15 protein-coding genes are annotated in these 16,186 nt (G+C 66.7%); 11 read left to right on the plus strand and 4 right to left on the minus strand.

Annotated elements, in window-relative coordinates; genetic code table 11:
- Positions 1 to 58 precede the first annotated feature (58 nt).
- The gene (gene ftsY / locus ACM0PY_RS05780) at positions 59 to 1,345 is read right to left on the minus strand and encodes a signal recognition particle-docking protein FtsY (RefSeq protein ID WP_180884517.1); all 1,287 of its coding nucleotides are present in this window, start codon (positions 1,343 to 1,345) and stop codon (positions 59 to 61) included.
- A gap of 129 nt (positions 1,346 to 1,474) precedes the next feature.
- On the opposite strand from ftsY, the gene ACM0PY_RS05785 reads away from it, so the two are divergent.
- The gene (locus tag ACM0PY_RS05785; protein ID WP_065185205.1) at positions 1,475 to 1,774 is read left to right on the plus strand and encodes a hypothetical protein; all 300 of its coding nucleotides are present in this window, start codon (positions 1,475 to 1,477) and stop codon (positions 1,772 to 1,774) included.
- Positions 1,775 to 1,966: 192 nt separating this feature from the next.
- On the opposite strand, the gene htpG is transcribed toward ACM0PY_RS05785, so the two are convergent.
- Positions 1,967 to 3,859: a molecular chaperone HtpG gene (htpG, locus tag ACM0PY_RS05790; RefSeq protein ID WP_180884515.1), complete on the minus strand. Its 1,893-nt coding sequence runs from the start codon at positions 3,857 to 3,859 to the stop codon at positions 1,967 to 1,969.
- A gap of 514 nt (positions 3,860 to 4,373) precedes the next feature.
- Between htpG and rsmD the strand changes: the two genes are divergently transcribed.
- The 6 genes from rsmD to ACM0PY_RS05820 all read left to right on the plus strand — a co-directional run bounded on the left by rsmD (position 4,374) and on the right by ACM0PY_RS05820 (position 9,185).
- Positions 4,374 to 4,952, plus strand: coding sequence for a 16S rRNA (guanine(966)-N(2))-methyltransferase RsmD (rsmD, locus tag ACM0PY_RS05795; RefSeq protein ID WP_111201959.1), 579 nt, complete (start codon positions 4,374 to 4,376; stop codon positions 4,950 to 4,952).
- Positions 4,953 to 4,978: 26 nt separating this feature from the next.
- Positions 4,979 to 5,488 (plus strand): pantetheine-phosphate adenylyltransferase, encoded by a 510-nt coding sequence (coaD, locus tag ACM0PY_RS05800; protein ID WP_005416145.1) that lies wholly within the window; start codon positions 4,979 to 4,981, stop codon positions 5,486 to 5,488.
- 59 nt (positions 5,489 to 5,547) lie between these two features.
- Positions 5,548 to 6,039 (plus strand): hypothetical protein, encoded by a 492-nt coding sequence (locus tag ACM0PY_RS05805; RefSeq protein ID WP_005409092.1) that lies wholly within the window; start codon positions 5,548 to 5,550, stop codon positions 6,037 to 6,039.
- A 132-nt stretch (positions 6,040 to 6,171) separates the two neighbouring features.
- The gene (locus ACM0PY_RS05810; protein WP_004153175.1) at positions 6,172 to 6,453 is read left to right on the plus strand and encodes a YfhL family 4Fe-4S dicluster ferredoxin; all 282 of its coding nucleotides are present in this window, start codon (positions 6,172 to 6,174) and stop codon (positions 6,451 to 6,453) included.
- Positions 6,450 to 8,180, plus strand: coding sequence for a gamma-glutamyltransferase (gene ggt, locus ACM0PY_RS05815; protein WP_134972425.1), 1,731 nt, complete (start codon positions 6,450 to 6,452; stop codon positions 8,178 to 8,180). The genes ACM0PY_RS05810 and ggt overlap by 4 nt, the downstream gene beginning before the upstream one ends.
- Before the next feature lie 117 nt (positions 8,181 to 8,297).
- Positions 8,298 to 9,185, plus strand: coding sequence for an MBL fold metallo-hydrolase (locus ACM0PY_RS05820; protein ID WP_072168323.1), 888 nt, complete (start codon positions 8,298 to 8,300; stop codon positions 9,183 to 9,185).
- Between the two features lie 41 nt (positions 9,186 to 9,226).
- Here ACM0PY_RS05820 and ACM0PY_RS05825 read toward each other — a convergent pair whose 3' ends face one another.
- Both ACM0PY_RS05825 and upp read right to left on the minus strand, forming a co-directional pair.
- On the minus strand, positions 9,227 to 9,520 hold the full coding sequence (locus tag ACM0PY_RS05825) for a PsiF family protein (RefSeq protein WP_049413317.1): 294 nt from the start codon (positions 9,518 to 9,520) through the stop codon (positions 9,227 to 9,229).
- A gap of 185 nt (positions 9,521 to 9,705) precedes the next feature.
- Positions 9,706 to 10,338 (minus strand): uracil phosphoribosyltransferase, encoded by a 633-nt coding sequence (gene upp, locus ACM0PY_RS05830; RefSeq protein ID WP_005416149.1) that lies wholly within the window; start codon positions 10,336 to 10,338, stop codon positions 9,706 to 9,708.
- 217 nt (positions 10,339 to 10,555) lie between these two features.
- On the opposite strand from upp, the gene ACM0PY_RS05835 reads away from it, so the two are divergent.
- From ACM0PY_RS05835 to ACM0PY_RS05850, 4 genes are read left to right on the plus strand one after another with little or no spacing between them, the layout of a single operon-like run.
- The gene (locus ACM0PY_RS05835; protein WP_219633392.1) at positions 10,556 to 13,069 is read left to right on the plus strand and encodes a TonB-dependent receptor; all 2,514 of its coding nucleotides are present in this window, start codon (positions 10,556 to 10,558) and stop codon (positions 13,067 to 13,069) included.
- Positions 13,069 to 14,184 carry an NHL repeat-containing protein gene (locus ACM0PY_RS05840; RefSeq protein ID WP_111201963.1) on the plus strand — a complete coding sequence of 372 codons (1,116 nt, stop codon included), beginning with the start codon at positions 13,069 to 13,071 and terminating at the stop codon, positions 14,182 to 14,184. Before ACM0PY_RS05835 ends, ACM0PY_RS05840 begins: the two co-directional genes overlap by 1 nt.
- A gap of 14 nt (positions 14,185 to 14,198) precedes the next feature.
- A complete protein-coding gene (locus tag ACM0PY_RS05845) occupies positions 14,199 to 15,548 on the plus strand; it encodes a purple acid phosphatase family protein (protein ID WP_235646680.1) in 1,350 nt (449 codons plus the stop codon).
- Between the two features lie 10 nt (positions 15,549 to 15,558).
- On the plus strand, positions 15,559 to 16,185 hold the full coding sequence (locus tag ACM0PY_RS05850) for an inorganic diphosphatase (protein ID WP_111201965.1): 627 nt from the start codon (positions 15,559 to 15,561) through the stop codon (positions 16,183 to 16,185).
- Position 16,186: the final 1 nt, after the last annotated feature.

Here is a 16,186-nt window from a genome sequence, read left to right on the forward strand (position 1 = left end):
CGCCCTGGTGGAGCCACCCATGGGTGGCTGCACCAGATTGCGGTGGCTGCGCGATCTATCAGGCGCCCAATGCTTCGGGCAGCAGGGCGTCGACGAAGGCTTCCGGGTCGAACACGCGCAGGTCTTCCGGGCGCTCGCCAATGCCGGCGAAGCGGATCGGAATGCCGAACTCGCGGGCCAGTGCGAACACCACGCCGCCCTTGGCGGTGCCGTCCAGCTTGGTCACCACCAGGCCGGTCACGTTCACTGCGGCATTGAACTGGCGCAGCTGCGACAGCGCGTTCTGGCCGGTGGTGCCGTCGATCACCATCAGCACTTCGTGCGGGGCGGTGGGGTCGATCTTGCCGAGCACGCGGCGGATCTTGCCCAGCTCGTTCATCAGGCCTGACTGGGTGTGCAGGCGGCCGGCGGTATCGGCGATCAGCACCGAGGTGCCGCGGGCCTTGCCGGCCTGCAGCGCGTCGAATGCCACCGAAGCGGCATCGGCGTTCTGCCCCTGCGCGACCACGGCCACGCCGTTGCGCTCGCCCCAGGCCTGCAGCTGGGCCACGGCCGCGGCGCGGAAGGTATCGCCGGCAGCCAGCATCAGGCTGTGGCCGTCATCCTTGAAGCGCTTGGCCAGTTTGCCGATGGTGGTGGTCTTGCCGACGCCGTTGACGCCGACGGTGAGCACCACGAAGGGCTTGGCGTTGCGGTCGATCACCAGCGGCTTGGCCACCGGCTGCAGGATCGCGATCAGCTCGGCGCGCAGCGCGGCCAGCAGCGCATTGGCGTCGGCGAACTCGCGCGACTTCATGCGCTTGCGCAGGCCCTCGACCAGATCGGTGGTGGCGCCCACGCCGACGTCGGCGGTGATCAGGGCGGTTTCCAGTTCGTCCAGCAGATCGTCGTCGAGCTTGGGGTTGCGCGAGAACAGGCCGCCGAAGCTGCGCGCGATGACGCTGTTGCGCAGGCGTTCGCGCCAGCCGGGCTTGCCGGCGGGCGCCGGCGGGGCATCCACCAGCGCCGGCAGGTCGGTGGCCGGGGCGGTTGGTTCCTCGACCGGAATGACCGGAGCCAGAGGAGCCAGCACAGCGGCCGCGGCGAGCGTTTCAGCCTGGACGTCCTCGGACGCGGTGGCCGGCTGCGCAGCTGGCACGGCAGGCACTTCGGCGACGGGGGCCTGTACGGCGACGGTGGCCGGTTCCGGTGCCTTGGCTTCGACCACCGCGGCGGTGGGTGCGTCTTCGGCCGGGGCGGCCGACGGGAACGCCGCCGCCAGCTCTTCAGCCGAGTAGTGCTGGGTCTTGGGCGCCTCCGTGGTGGGGGCATCCTGGGGCTTCTTGCGGCGGAAAAAACTGAGCATTGGCAAAAGGCGCTGAAATCAGAGGGATATGCTACCACTCGGGCCTGTCGGGCCGATGTGGACTCAAGGTCGCGGCCGGCTGGCCGTTAACCGGTCCGGAGGGTTGCGCGGAGCGGCCCGGAGACCGCCATGAACAACGTGATGGGAATCGCCCTAGGCGGCATGCGTGCGGCCCAGCAGGGCGTGCAGGTGGCCGCGCACAACGTGGCCAATCTGGCGACCCCGGATGCGCAGCGCCTGCAGTTGCAGCGCGGTGCCACTGGACAGGGTGGGGTGCAGGCCTCGGTGACTGCCGCCGGCGCCGATGTCGGTGCACCGCTGGGAGATCTGCTGGCGGCGAAAGCCGAGGTGGTGGCCTTCGCCGCCAATGCCTCGGTGATCCGCCGCCAGGACCCGTTGCTGGGTTCGCTGCTGGATCGGGAGGCCTGAGCAACACCGCCTTGGCAGGTGCCAACCGCTGCCCCTGGCAGGTGCCAACCTTGGTCGGCATCCAAGCCCCGCCCTGGCAGGTGCCAACCTTGGTTGGCACTCATGGAGCAGTCGAGCATGGCTCGACTCTACAAAAGCGCGTGAACCAGGGTTGGCCTCCATCGGGACGCTGCCCGGCACCCGATCTGTCGATCAGGCCGACAACTCCAGCAGCAGCTTGTTCAGGCGCGCCACATAGGCACCCGGGTCCTTCAGGCTGTCACCGGCGGCCAGCGCGGCCTGGTCGAACAGCACCCGGCCGAGGTCGTCGAAGCGCGCGCCATCGGCTTCGGCGTCGAGCTTGGCGATCAGCGGATGGCCCGGGTTGATCTCCAGCACCGGCTTGCTGTCCGGCACCTTCTGCCCGCTGGCTTCCAGGATCTGGCGCATCTGCAGGCCCAGGTCCTGCTCGCCGATGGCCAGCACCGCCGGCGAATCGGTCAGGCGGTGCGACACGCGCACCTCGGCCACTTCGTCACCCAGGACCGTCTTGAGCCGCTCGACCAGGCCCTGCTTGTCCTTTGCTGCCGCTTCCTGTGCCTGCTTGTCCGCATCGGTTTCCAGTGCGCCCAGGTCGAGATCGCCACGGGCGATGTCGACGAAGCCCTTGCCGTCGAAATCGGTCAGGTAGCCCATCAGCCACTCGTCGATGCGGTCGGTCAGCAGCAGCACTTCCACACCCTTCTTGCGGAACACTTCCAGGTGCGGGCTGTTGCGTACCTGGCTGTAGCTCTCGCCGGTGAGGTAGTAGATCTTGTCCTGGCCTTCGGTCATGCGGCCGATGTAATCGGCCAGCGACACGCTCTGCGCATCGCCGTCGCCGCGGGTGGAGGCGAAGCGCAGCAGGCCGGCCACCTTCTCGCGGTTGTTGTAGTCCTCGGCCGGGCCCTCCTTCAGCACCTGGCCGAACTCCTTCCAGAACGTGGCGTATTGCTCGGGCTTGTCGGTGGCCAGCTTCTCCAGCATGTCCAGCGAACGCTTGGTCAGCGCCGATTTCATCGAATCGATGACCGGGCCGGACTGCAGGATCTCGCGCGACACGTTCAGCGACAGGTCGTTGGAATCGACCACGCCCTTGATAAAGCGCAGGTACAGCGGCAGGAACTGCTCGGCCTGGTCCATCACGAACACGCGCTGCACGTACAGTTTCAGGCCCTTGGGCGCATCGCGGTGGTACAGGTCGAACGGCGCGCGGCCGGGCACGTACAGCAGTGAGATGTACTCCAGCTTGCCCTCGACCTTGTTGTGGCTCCACGCCAGCGGGTCGCTATGGTCGTGCGCTACGTGCTTGTAGAACTCGGTGTACTCGGCGTCGCTGATCTCGGTGCGCGGGCGGGTCCACAGCGCGCTGGCGCGGTTGACGGTCTCCCACTCGACGGCGGCGCCTTCTTCGCCACCTTCCTTCGGCATCTGGATCGGCAGACCGATATGGTCCGAGTACTTCTTGAGGATGCTGCGCAGGCGCCAGCCATCGGCGAAGTCGTGCTCGCCGTCCTTCAGGTGCAGCACGATGCGGGTACCGCGCTCGGCCTTGTCGACGGTGGCCACTTCGAAATCGCCTTCGCCACGCGAGCTCCAGCGCACGCCTTCGGCTGCAGCCAGGCCGGCGCGGCGCGAGGTCACTTCCACTTCGTCGGCGACGATGAAAGCGCTGTAGAAGCCGACGCCGAACTGGCCGATCAGCTGCGAATCCTTCTTCTGGTCGCCGGACAGCTGCCGCAGGAAGTCGCCGGTGCCGGACTTGGCGATGGTGCCGAGGTGGGCGATGGCTTCGGCGCGGCTCATGCCAATGCCGTTGTCTTCGATGGTGATGGTGTGGGCGGCGTCGTCGAAGCTGACGCGCACGCGCAGCTCGCTGTCGCCTTCCAGCAGCGCCGGCTGGGTCAGGGCCTCGAAGCGTAGCTTGTCGGCGGCGTCGGCAGCGTTGGAGACCAGCTCGCGCAGGAAGATTTCCTTGTTGGAGTACAGCGAGTGGATCATCAACTGCAGCAGCTGCTTGACTTCGGTCTGGAAGCCAAGGGTTTCGGTCTGGGTGGTCTCGGTCATCGATAGGGCTCCATGTGCAATGCCGCGCCAGCGCGTGCGGCCTCGCCAAGGGGTAGGGATGATTGTCCCGAAATCAAGGGGTTGGTCGGGCAGGGCTTGCAGCCCTGCACCTGCAGAGGCCGAAGCAACAGCAACAGCGGGCGTTCCGTGGGATGGCGGGGCGGTGTGGGTTGGCAGGACACGCCATGAACCCGTCCCTGAAGTGACCCCCGAGACTTGGACGGGTTCACTCGGCTGTTGGTAGGTGTCGACCTTGGTCGACACATCTGTCAGATATCGAAATAAAACTGGCCTGTATGTCGAGCATCGGATCGCGTCTGGGGTGGAGCCCCCTGAGTCAGGGGGCGGCCGCGAAGCGGCCGGGGTGTGGAAGCTGGTAAGTGGGGCCCGCGTTTCGCGCAGCAAAGCGTGGGAGCGACAGCGCGCATGCGTTGGCGCGTCCCCGGGCGCCGCCCGGCCGAACTACAATCCCGCTCATGCTGAATTTCTCGAATGAACCCCGCCGGGGGCGCCGGTGAGCGGCCGCGGGGGCAATGACGGCCAGGTCCGCATCATCGGCGGTCGCTGGCGCAATACCCGCCTGCCGGTGCCGACCCTGCCGGGACTGCGGCCCAGCAGCGATCGTGTGCGCGAAACCCTGTTCAACTGGCTGATGCCCAAGCTCGGCGGGGCCTGTGTGCTGGACCTGTTCGCCGGCAGCGGCGCATTGGGCCTGGAAGCGGTCTCGCGCGGTGCCACCCACGCCACCCTGGTCGAGCGCGATGCGCAGCTGGGACGCAACCTGGCCGCCGCCGTGGCCAAGCTGCAGGCCAGCGACCAGATCAGCGTCGTGCAGGCCGATGCCCTGCGCTGGCTGCAGGGTGCGCCCGCGCAGCAGGCCGATCTGGTGTTCATCGACCCGCCATTCGCCGATGGCCTGTGGCAGGACGTGCTGGCCCAGCTGCCGCGGCACCTGGCCGCCGACGCCTGGCTGTACCTGGAATCGCCGGCCGGCCACGTGCCGGTGCTGCCGCAGGGCTGGCTGCTGCACCGCGAGGGCGGCACCCGTGAGGTGCGCTTTGCCCTGTACCGCCGTGCCACTGCTACACTTTGACCTCATCTGAACATCTGCTACCGCCCATGACCGTGGCCAACCGCCGCATCGCCGTCTATCCCGGCACGTTCGACCCGATCACCAACGGTCACATCGACCTTGTGAGCCGGGCCGCGCCGCTGTTCGAAAAGGTCGTGGTCGGCGTGGCGCAGAGCCCGTCGAAGGGCCCGGCGCTGCCGCTGGAACAGCGCGTGCAGCTGGCGCGTGGCGCCCTGGCCCACCATGGCAATGTCGAAGTCATCGGCTTCGATACCCTGCTGGCCCATTTCGTACGTTCGGTCCAGGGCGGGGTGCTGCTGCGCGGCCTGCGCGCGGTGTCCGACTTCGAGTACGAGTTCCAGATGGCCAGCATGAACCGCCACCTGATCCCCGAGGTCGAGACCCTGTTCCTGACCCCGGCCGAGCAGCACAGCTTCATTTCGTCCTCGCTGGTCCGCGAGATCGCGCGCCTGGGCGGCGACGTGTCCGGTTTCGTGCCGGCCGCGGTGCTCGAAGCCCTGCGCAAGGTCCGCGAAGCGAAGGCGGCACAGTCGTAAGCCCGCCGTACCTGCACCCCATTACGTACAACACCACGCACCATTCCGGGAGGAAATCCATGAACACCACCATGCGCGCGATGCTGATCGCTTCGTTGGCCCTGGCCTTCACCGCCTGCAAGAAGGAAGAGGCCGCTCCGGTCGACGAGGCCAAGCAGGCCCTGGTCGCTCCGGCCAAGGACGACGATGCCGGCTGGAAGAAGTACCTGCAGGAAGTGGCGATCCAGAACATGGGCAACATCACCAACAGCCCGTTCCTGTACTACCTCTCCCCGGAATCGGACCCGGACTTCCAGGCCAAGTACGAGCGCCAGACCGAGAGCGCGACCCAGGCCGTGGCCCGTGGCGTGCAGCCGGGCAACATGCTGGCCTTCGGTTCGTCGGCCTCGGGCAAGATGGCTGACATGATCCAGGCCGTGTTCAAGGACGTGTCGCCGGATTCGATGAAGGGCGTGCGCGTCGTCTTCATCGGCCAGTCGGCCGACAACGCCCGCGTGCAGGCTGCGATCCAGCCGACCGGTGCCGAGTACATTTTCGTCGAAGCCAAGTAATACCGAGCCATGGCGGCCATGCTCCGGCATGGCCCGGGCGGCGTCCTGCCAGGGCGCCGCTGATGACCTGACCGGCCCGCGCGCCCGCGCTGGCCGGTCCTTTGTCCCAAGGCGCGGGCGAGGAGTATCGCCATGTCGCTGAAAATCAACGAGCTCTGCGTCAACTGCGACGTCTGCGAGCCGGCCTGCCCGAACCAGGCCATTGCGATGGGTGAAACCATCTACGTGATCGACCCTGCGCGCTGCACCGAATGCGTGGGTCATTTCGACGAGCCACAGTGCGTGGTCGTCTGCCCGGTCGAGTGCATCGACCCGGATCCGGAGATCGTGGAAACGGAAGACCAGCTGCTGGCCAAGCTGCGCCAGCTGCAGCACGATCACCCCGAACTCTATGCGGAGCCCCCATCCGAATGAAGACGCTGATCGTCCGCCCCCTGTTGCTGCTCGGCCTGCTGCTGAGCCCGATGGCCTGGGCCGACAGCCCGGCTCGTGCCGAGCGCCCCGACGGCGCAGCCATTGCCAGCGGCCACGCGCTGGCCACCCAGGCCGGTATCGATATCCTGGCGCAGGGCGGCAACGCCTTCGACGCTGCGGTGGCGGTCTCGTCCACGCTGGCGGTGGTCGAGCCGATCAGTTCCGGACTCGGCGGCGGCGGCTTCTTCCTTCTGCACGACGCGGCCACCGGCAAGGACGTGATGCTGGATGCACGCGAGACCGCACCGGCGGCGGCCACGCCGCAGGCCTTCCTCGACAAGCAGGGCAACCTGGACCGCGACCGCTCGGTCAACGGTGCGTGGTCGGCGGGTATTCCCGGCCTGCCCGCAGCGCTGGTCGAACTGTCGGCCCGGCACGGCAAGCTGCCGTTGTCGGCCTCGCTGCAGCCGGCGATCCGCATCGCACGCGAAGGCTTCCCGGTGTACGACCGCATGGCCAAGGGCTACGCGTCGCGCCGTGAAGTGATGGAGCGCTATCCCGGCACGCGTGAAGTCTATCTGCGCAACGGCAAGCCGATCGCCAGCGGTGACCTGTTCAAGCAGCCGGAGCTGGCGCAGACGCTGGAGCGCCTGGCCGCTGGAGGTTTCGACGGCTTCTACAAGGGCCAGACCGGAAAGCTGTTGCTGGCGGGCGTCAAGCAGGCCGGCGGCAAGTGGACCGCCGAAGAGCTGGCCGGCTATCGCGTGAAGCAGCGCGAGCCGATCGTGTTCAACTACAACGGCTGGAAGATCACCACCGCGCCGCCGCCGTCGTCCGGTGGCATCGCGCTGGCCAGCATGCTGCAGATCCTGGAAGGCTGGGACATCAGGAAGATGGATCCGGCGCACCGTACCCACCTGGTGGTGGAGTCGATGCGCCGTGCCTACCGCGACCGTACGTTCTTCCTCGGCGATCCGGACTTCGTGCAGATCCCGCAGAAGGTGCTGACCAGCAAGGACTACGCACAGGGCCTGCGGGCGACCATCCATCCGGAAAAGGCCACGCCCAGCGACCTGCTGTCGGGCAACCCGACGCCGCTGGAAGACGACGAGACCACGCACTTCTCGATCATCGACCGCGACGGCAACCGCGTCGGCGCCACCCAGACCGTCAACCTGCTGTACGGCTCGGGGCTCATTCCCAAGGGCACCGGTGTGCTGCTGAACAACGAGATGGACGATTTCGCGCTGAAGCCGGGTACGCCCAATGCCTTCGGCGTGATGGGCTACGAGGCCAATGCGCCGAAGCCGGGCAAGCGCATGCTCAGCTCGATGACGCCGACCTTCATGGAAAACAGCGACAAGGTGATCGTGCTGGGCACCCCGGGTGGCAGCCGCATCATCACCATGGTGCTGCTGGGCATCCTCGGCTACGACGCTGGCCTGGACGCGCAGCAGGTTGCCGCGCTGCCGCGCTACCACCACCAGTGGCTGCCGGACCTGATCGAAGCCGAGGATGATGCGTTCGACGCGGCGACGGTGAAGCAGCTGCAGGCGATGGGCCACAGGATCGACCTGCCGGGCAATGTCGCCGCCGGCGGACGCGGTTCCAGCCACGTGTGGGGCAACCTGCAGACCGTGGAATGGGACCGCAAGGCGAACAAGCTCTTCGGTGGCAGCGACCCGCGCAATCCGGTGGGCAGTGCCCAGGTCGTGCCGGCCTACTGATGTGGTGGTGCCGGCCACTGCCCGGCAATCTGCAGATCACCAGGACCCCGCCAACCGGCGGGGTTTCCTGTTTCCTTTCTAGCGATTATTTAACGGTCCGGCGCCGATAATCGACGCATGAAACTCTGGTCTATTCGTGGAAACTCGCAGCGCCTGGACGGCGGCGCGATGTTCGGCAACGCGCCGCGTGCGTTGTGGGAAAAATGGGCGGCTCCGGACGAGCTCAATCGCATCGAGCTGGCCTGCCGTGCGCTGCTTGCCAGTCCGCTGGAAGGCAAGACGGTACTGTTTGAAACCGGTATCGGTGCGTTCTTCGACCCGCGCATGCGAGAGCGCTACGGCGTGCAGGAAAGCCAGCACGTGCTGATCGATTCACTGCGCGAAGCGGGTTTCGAGCACGAGGACATCGACGTGGTGGTGCTCAGCCACCTGCACTTCGATCATGCCGGTGGCCTGCTTGCCGCATGGAGCGAAGGGCGTGAGCCCGAGCTGCTGTTCCCCAACGCAACCTATGTGGTTGGTGCGCAGCATTGGCAGCGCGCCGTGCAGCCACACCCGCGCGATCGGGCCAGTTTCATTCCTGAGCTGCCCGGCCTGCTGCAGGCCAGTGGCCGCCTGGAAGTGGTGGATGGCGAGTACTCGAAGGCGCTCGGCCGCAGCGTGCGCTTCAGCTACAGCGATGGGCATACGCCGGGGCTGATGCTGGCCGAGATCGTTGGCCACGCGCATGCCGGGGAAGATGCGCACGGTGGCGTGGTGTTCTGTGCCGACCTCATCCCAGGTCGTTCATGGGTACACGTGCCGATCACCATGGGCTATGACCGCAATGCCGAATTGCTGATCGACGAGAAACGGCAGTTCCTTGAGGACAAGCTGGCGCGCAACGTGCGGCTGTTCTTCACCCACGACCCGCAGGTGGCGCTGGCGCAGCTGGGCCGTGATGACAAGGGACGTTTCGTGACCCTGCACGAACAGGGCGAGCTGAAGGCGCGCGCCCTGGGGTAATGGCAGAGCCGAGCGTGGGCTCGGCTCTGCATCACTCGTCGTTACGACGCCTTCAGGCAGCTGCTCATGAAGGTCTTGCGCGCATCGCCTGCCAGTTTCTTCGCGCCCGCGTCAGCGTTGCACTTGCGCATGCGTTCCTGCTGCGTATTGACCGGCTTGGTTTCGGCGGCCTGGCCACTGAGGCAGGAGCTCTGCGCGGTCTTGTAGGCATCCCCCTTCAAGCCCTTGTTCTTGGCCGAGCATTCGGCCATGCGTTGCTGCTGCGGGGTGGTGGCGTTGGCAGCCAGGGGCAGGCCGGCCAGCAGGACGGCGGCCAGCAGGAATGAGGCCTTCATCGCGAGCTCCAAGGGTGGCGGGTGCGCGGAGCATTCGCCTCCGGCCGGCAAGGCCACGTGAAGAATCACGCGTCGGCCACACCCGCGTCCACGGGCGTTCACGTGCCGCGGCGAAGCGCGCCCGCGAACGGTTCTCGGGTCAGAGCCCTCTCCTGCGGAGAGGGATCCGACCGCGGTTCGCCGGATCAGCCGACGCGGGTGCCGAAGATGCGGTCACCCGCGTCGCCCAGTCCGGGCAGGATGTAGCCCTTGTCGTTGAGCTGGGCATCGATGGCCGCAGTGTAGATTTCCACGTCCGGGTGCACGGCCTTCACTGCTTCGATGCCTTCGGGCGCGGCCACCAGGAAGATGCCCTTGATGCGACGGGCGCCGGCGCGCTTGAGCATGTCGATGGTGGCGATCAGCGTGCCGCCGGTGGCCAGCATCGGGTCGAGGATCAGTGCGTCGCGCTCTTCCAGGCGGCCGGTCAGGCGCTCGAAGTAGGGCACCGGCTGCAGGGTTTCTTCATCGCGCTGCAGGCCGACCACGCTGACACGGGCCGCCGGGATCAGCGACAGCACGCCGCTGAGCATGCCCAGGCCGGCACGCAGGATCGGCACCACGGTGATCTTGGCGCCGGCAATGCGCTGCACCGTCACCGGGCCGGCCCAGCCGGCCAGGGTGTGCGGCTCGGTATCCAGGTCGGCGGTGGCCTCGTAGGCCAGCAGCGTACCCAGCTCGTTGGCCAGTTCGCGGAAATCCTTGGTGCTGAGCGCAGCGTTGCGCATCAGGCCGATCTTGTGCTGCACCAGCGGGTGGCGCACTTCGACGATCTTCATGGTCGGGAAGGGGAATAGGGAGAGAGGCCGCCATTTTGCCGGATTGGCGGGGCGAAGCCCAAACCGGGCCCGGGGCCGCTGTACATGAAATGTGCAGACGCATGTCACGGCCATGCAACCTTGCGGACATACCGTGCAGACCCATTCTTAACAGGAATGGGGATTCCCAGTGCATATCAAGACTCCGTTGGCCGTTGCCATCACCCTGACCCTGGCGATGGGGGCTGCGGCACCGCTGCAGGCCGCCGGGCAGCAGGCGGTAGCCGCTACCGGCGCCGTGGCGGCCGACGCGGTCGACCTGGACCGTATCGAGGTGCGCGCCCAGCTCGAATCGCAGATCCGCGCGGTCGACCTCAAGCGCGGCAGCGACGCCATCGAAGACGCGGTGTCCTCCGATGCCCTGGGCCAGTACCCGGACAAGAACGTGGCCGAATCACTGCAGCGCCTGCCGGGCATCAGCGTGACCCGTGACCAGGGCGAGGGCCGTTTCGTGGTCATCCGTGGCCTGGACGCCAATCTCAACAGCGTCAGCGTGGATGGCATCGCCGTGGGCACGCCGGAGGATTCCAGCCGTGCCGCGCCGCTGGACGTGATCCCGTCCGATTCCACCGAACGCCTTCGCGTGGTGAAGTCGCCGACCCCGGACATGCCCGGTGATGCCATCGGTGGTGCCGTGCTGGTGGAATCGGCCTCGGCCTTCGACCGCGACGGTCGCAGCCTGCGTGGCAAGATCGAGGGCAGTCACCAGCAGCTGTCCGGCGAGACCAGCCCGAAGGCGGCCTTCAACTACAGTGAAGTGTTCAACGACACCTTCGGCGTGGCGCTGGGCGTGAACTACCAGAAGCGCAGGTTCGAGTCGGACAACACCGAAGTGGAGTACGACGGCGAGGACGATGCCGCCCCCGGTGACGTGACCGCGATCAACCTGCAGCACCGCAAGTACGAGATCGAGCGCAAGCGCATCGGCGCCAACCTCAACCTCGACTGGCGGCCGGACGAAGACAGCAGGTACTACCTGCGCACGCTGTACAGCCAGTTCGACGATGCGGAGACCCGCCAGCGCGTGATCTTCAACTTCGACGACGCGAAGATGGTCAAGACCGGCACCGACCAGTACCGCCTGGATGGCATGCCGAAGGATTCGATCGACAAGCGCATGCGCTACCGCACCAAGAAGGAAAACACCTTCGCGGCCAGCCTGGGCGGCGAGAACAAGTTGACCAACGCCGTGGTCGATTACCGGATCGGCTACACCCGTACCGAAGAGCGCGTGAACGACGAGATGGAGACGCGTTTCAAGCTCAATGGCAAGGCGTTCAACGGCAGCCTGGACCAGAGCAGCCGGCTGCCCAGCTACAGCTTCGACAACCCGCAGTGGCTGGACAACAGCAACTACGCATTCGACCGCTTCGTGCTTTCGCCCAAGCAGGTGAACGACAAGGAGCACAGCGCGCAGGTCAACGTGCGCTTCGACGGTGACAGCAGCAGCATCAAGTTCGGTCTGCTGGGCCGCTGGCGCGACCGCGACGTGAATGTGGATGAGCGCGAACTGCGCGTCGGGCCGAAGGTGACGCTGGCGGGCTGGACCACCTCCTCGCCCGAACATCGCCACGGCAACTTCGGCGACGGCATGGATTCGGCTGCGATGCGTGCCTTCTGGGCGGCCAATGGCAGCCAGTACAGCGCCCGCCCGCAGGACGTCGGCGGCAATGCAATGACGTCGCTGGAAGAGGATTACGTGGCCAGCGAAGACATCTTCGCCAGCTATGCCATGGGTAACTGGGACGTGGGCGCGCTGCGCATCATCGGCGGCGTGCGCGTGGAGAACACCCGCTTCAAGGCGATCGGCAACCAGGTGGACGTGGCCGCCAACGGCCGCAGCTTCACCGTCACCCCGCGCGTGGCCAACAGCAGCTACACCAACGTGCTGCCGGGCCTGCACCTGCGCTATGACGCGGCTGATGACTGGGTGCTGCGCGCCTCGGCCAACAAGACCGTATCGCGCCCGTCCTTCGGCGACGTCTCGCCGCGCGTGGGTTACAGCCGCGGTGACGAGGAAGTGCGCCTGGGCAACCCGGAACTGGATCCGTACGAGTCGAAGAACATCGACCTGTCGGTGGAGAAGTACATCGGCAGCAGCGGCATCGTTTCGCTGGGCCTGTTCCACAAGTCGATCGATGGCTACATCGTCGAAACCGTGCGCACCAATGATCCGGCCTACGGTGGATTCGATGTGACGCAGCCGATCAATGGTCGCAAGGCCACCGTGCGTGGTGCGGAGTTCAACTGGCAGCAGCAGCTGGCCTTCCTGCCGGACGGCCTGGATGGCCTGCTGGTCGGCGCCAGTGGCACCTGGCTGGATACGAAGTTCGATGCCGGCATCAAGGACCGTGCGGGCGAGGACTTCACCCTGCCACGCGCCTCCAAGCACGTCTACAGCGCGCACATCGGCTATGAGAAGTACGGCTTGAGCACGCGCCTAGCGGCCGTGTACCGCAGCGAGTACCTGGACAGCATCGGCAAGGGCCGCGCGTTCGATATCTACGTTGCGCCGAATACCCAGCTCGATTTCTCGCTTGACTACAGGTTCACCCCGCGCGTGAGCGTGTACTTCGAAGCGCAGAACCTGCTGGACAAGCCGCTGGAGCTGTACCAGGGCACGCGTTCGCGCACCCTGCAGATGGAAGAGTACGGCCGCACCTATGCGCTGGGCCTGAAGGTGGCGCTGTGATGGGGCGTGGCGTCACCGTCCTGGCCGCCGCGCTGGCAGCTACGCTGGTCGCCGGCTGCACGCCGGCCACCGGCACCGATCCGGTTGCGGGAGCTGCCGCGCCGGCCGCCGGGGGCGAGCGCGTGGTGACCACCATCGCCGAAGCCTTCCTGTCACCGATGACCCCAGCCGACAACATCGATTCCCCCGCGGCCTGGCGCGCGCCGGACGGCGCGCTGTGGCTGATCGCCACCGCCAAGGCCACCGACAAGCTGGTGGTCTACGACGGCAGCACCGGACAGCACCTGCGTGACGTCGGCAGCAGCGGCACCGCACCGGGGCAGTTCGACCGCCCAAATGGTATCGCGGTGATCGATGACCTGCTGTGGATCGTGGAGCGCGACAATCACCGCGTGCAGGTACTGCGCCTGCCGGACTTCACGCCGCTGGCGACGTTCGCTGCGGACGACCTGCGCAAGCCTTACGGACTGTGGGTCGACCGTCGTGCCGATGGCTACAGCGTCTACGTCACCGACTCCTGGGACAACGGCGAGGATGCACAGGGGCGTGACGTCCTGCCGCCGCTGGCCGAGCTGGACAAGCGCGTGCGCCAGTATCACGTGATCCGCAATGGTGAGAAGGTCGACGCGAAGCGGGTGGCCAGCATCGGCGATACCACCGAGGCGGGAGCGCTGCGCGTGGTCGAGTCGATCTGGGGCGATCCCGAGAACGACCGCCTGCTGATCGCCGAAGAGGACGAGAGCTACGCCAGCGAGTTCAAGGTCTACACCCTGGCGGGCCGCTTCACCGGCACCACCTTCGGCCGCGACGTGTTCAAGGCGCAGGCTGAAGGCGTGACCCTGCGCACCTGCGGCAAGGATGGCTGGTGGATCACCACCGAACAGGGCAAGCAGCGCAGCGTGTTCCATCTGTTCGACCGGCACACGCTGAAGCCGGTCGGCGCGTTCCAGGGCAATACCGTGGCCAACACCGACGGCATCTGGATGATGCAGCAAGCCAGCACGCGCTTCCCGCACGGCGCGCTGTATGCCGTACACGACGATCAGGGTGTGGTGGCCTTCGACTGGGAAAGCATCGCCAAGCAACTGGCGCTGCCGCTGGAGTGTGGTGCATGAGCCGGCAGTGCGTGATGCGCACGCTGGCCCTGAGCCTGCTGCTGGCGCTGCCGTCGCTGTCGTTCGCGGCGGCCGAACCGAATACCCAGGTGCCGGCAGGTAGCCGCCACTACGCAGCGACGACGGTGCCGGACCGCATCGTCGCCTCGCCGGTGGTCGATCCCAGCCATGGGTTCGCAGTGGCCTGGCGCACCGATGGCAGCGTGCAGGCGCCGCTGCTGGAGATCGCAATGGCCGCAGATTCGCCGGCCATCGAAGGCATCCGCCAGGTTCGTGCGACGACCCGCGCGCTGCAGACCGAGAACGGCCTGTCGCACCACCATCGTGCAGATGTCGATGGCCTGCAGCCGGATACCCAGTACGTCTACCGTGTGCAGGGCAACGGCAGTTGGAGTGCATGGAACCAGCTGCGCACGCTGGCTGCCGCCGACCAGCCGCTGACCCTGCTGTACTTCGGCGATACCCAGAACAAGAACGTCAGCCATGTCAGCCGCGTGGTGCGTGCCGCGCAGAAGGCCGCACCGCAGGCACGCATGAGCCTGTTTGCCGGCGACCTGGTCAGCGGCGGCGACAACATGGATGACAGCGAGTGGGGCGAATGGTTTGCCGCCGTCGGCTGGCTGGCGCAGGAAACGCTGGTGGCACCGGCCATAGGCAATCACGAGTACTTCGAGGAATTCGAGGACACCCCGCAGGAGCGCCGCGTGCTGGGCCACCACTGGCCGGTCACGTTCGCGTTGCCGGGCAATGGTGCCAGCGCTGCGCAGCAGAGCAGCTACTGGTTCGATGCGCAGGGCGTGCGCGTGGCCGTGGTAGACGGCACATCGGCACTCGACCTCGGCACGGCCAAGGCACAGGCACAATGGCTGGACAAGGTGCTGACCGGCAATCCGCAGCCTTGGACCATCGTGTTGCTGCACCAGCCGTTCTACTCGCCGCGCGAAGGGCGCGAGAACGCCGCGCTGCGTGAGGTGCTGTTGCCGGTGGTACGCCGCCATAACGTCGATCTGGTGCTGCAGGGCCACGACCACACCTATGGCCGCCGTGGCGAGGGGCAGGCCGCAACGCCGCAATACGTGGTGACCGTGGCGGGGCCGAAGCAGTACCGCCTGTCCGATGAAGCGCGCAGGACGATGAACCCAGTGGCCGAAGACACCCAGTTGTTCCAGGTGTTGAACATCGACCCGCAGCGCCTGCGTTATGAAGCGCGCACCGTGACCGGCCGTCTCTACGATGCCTTCGAACTGCGCCGCGATGCCAAGGGGGGAAAACAGCGCATGGAGCTGACCGAAGGCCGCATCACGCCGCGTGATTGCCCGCGTGCGCAGACCGCCAAGGGTCGCGCCGATCGCTGCTGGGAATGAGGAAACGCCGATGACCACGCCCCGTCGCATCCTTCCTCTCGCTGCCATCGGCGCCGCTCTGCTGTTGCTGACCAGTGCGGTGACCGCTGCCGATACCGTGCTGCATCCGTTCCTGGTGGCCCAGCCAAGGGAAGCCCCGCAGGAAGTGAATCTGGCGGTGGAGATTCCCTCCGGCAGCATGACCAAGTACGAGATCAAGGAAGACGGCCTGGTGCATGTGGACCGCTTCCAGTCGATGCCGGTCGCCTATCCGGCCAACTACGGTTCGATGCCGCGCACGTTGGCTGGCGACAACGATCCGCTGGACGCGCTGGTGCTGACCCGTGAACCCCTGCATCCGGGCGTGATCGTACGCTTCCGGCCGATCGGCTACCTGAAGATGATCGACGGCGGCGAGCACGACGAGAAGATCATCGGCGTGCCGACCGACAAGGTTGACCCGACCTACGCCAACATCCGCGACCTGGACGATCTGCCGGAGATCGAAAGACACCGCATCGAAGCGTTCTTCCGGGTCTACAAGGACCTGCCGGCCGGGCGCAACCCGGTGCAGCTGAACGGTTGGGGCAACGCCGCCGAGGCGCGGGCGCTGATCAGCGAAGCGATGAAGCGCTTCGGCGCGGTCCCCGGTCCGTGAC

This window comes from Stenotrophomonas sp. BR163 (genome assembly GCF_047520985.2).
Classification (GTDB): Bacteria; Pseudomonadota; Gammaproteobacteria; order Xanthomonadales; family Xanthomonadaceae; genus Stenotrophomonas; species Stenotrophomonas sepilia.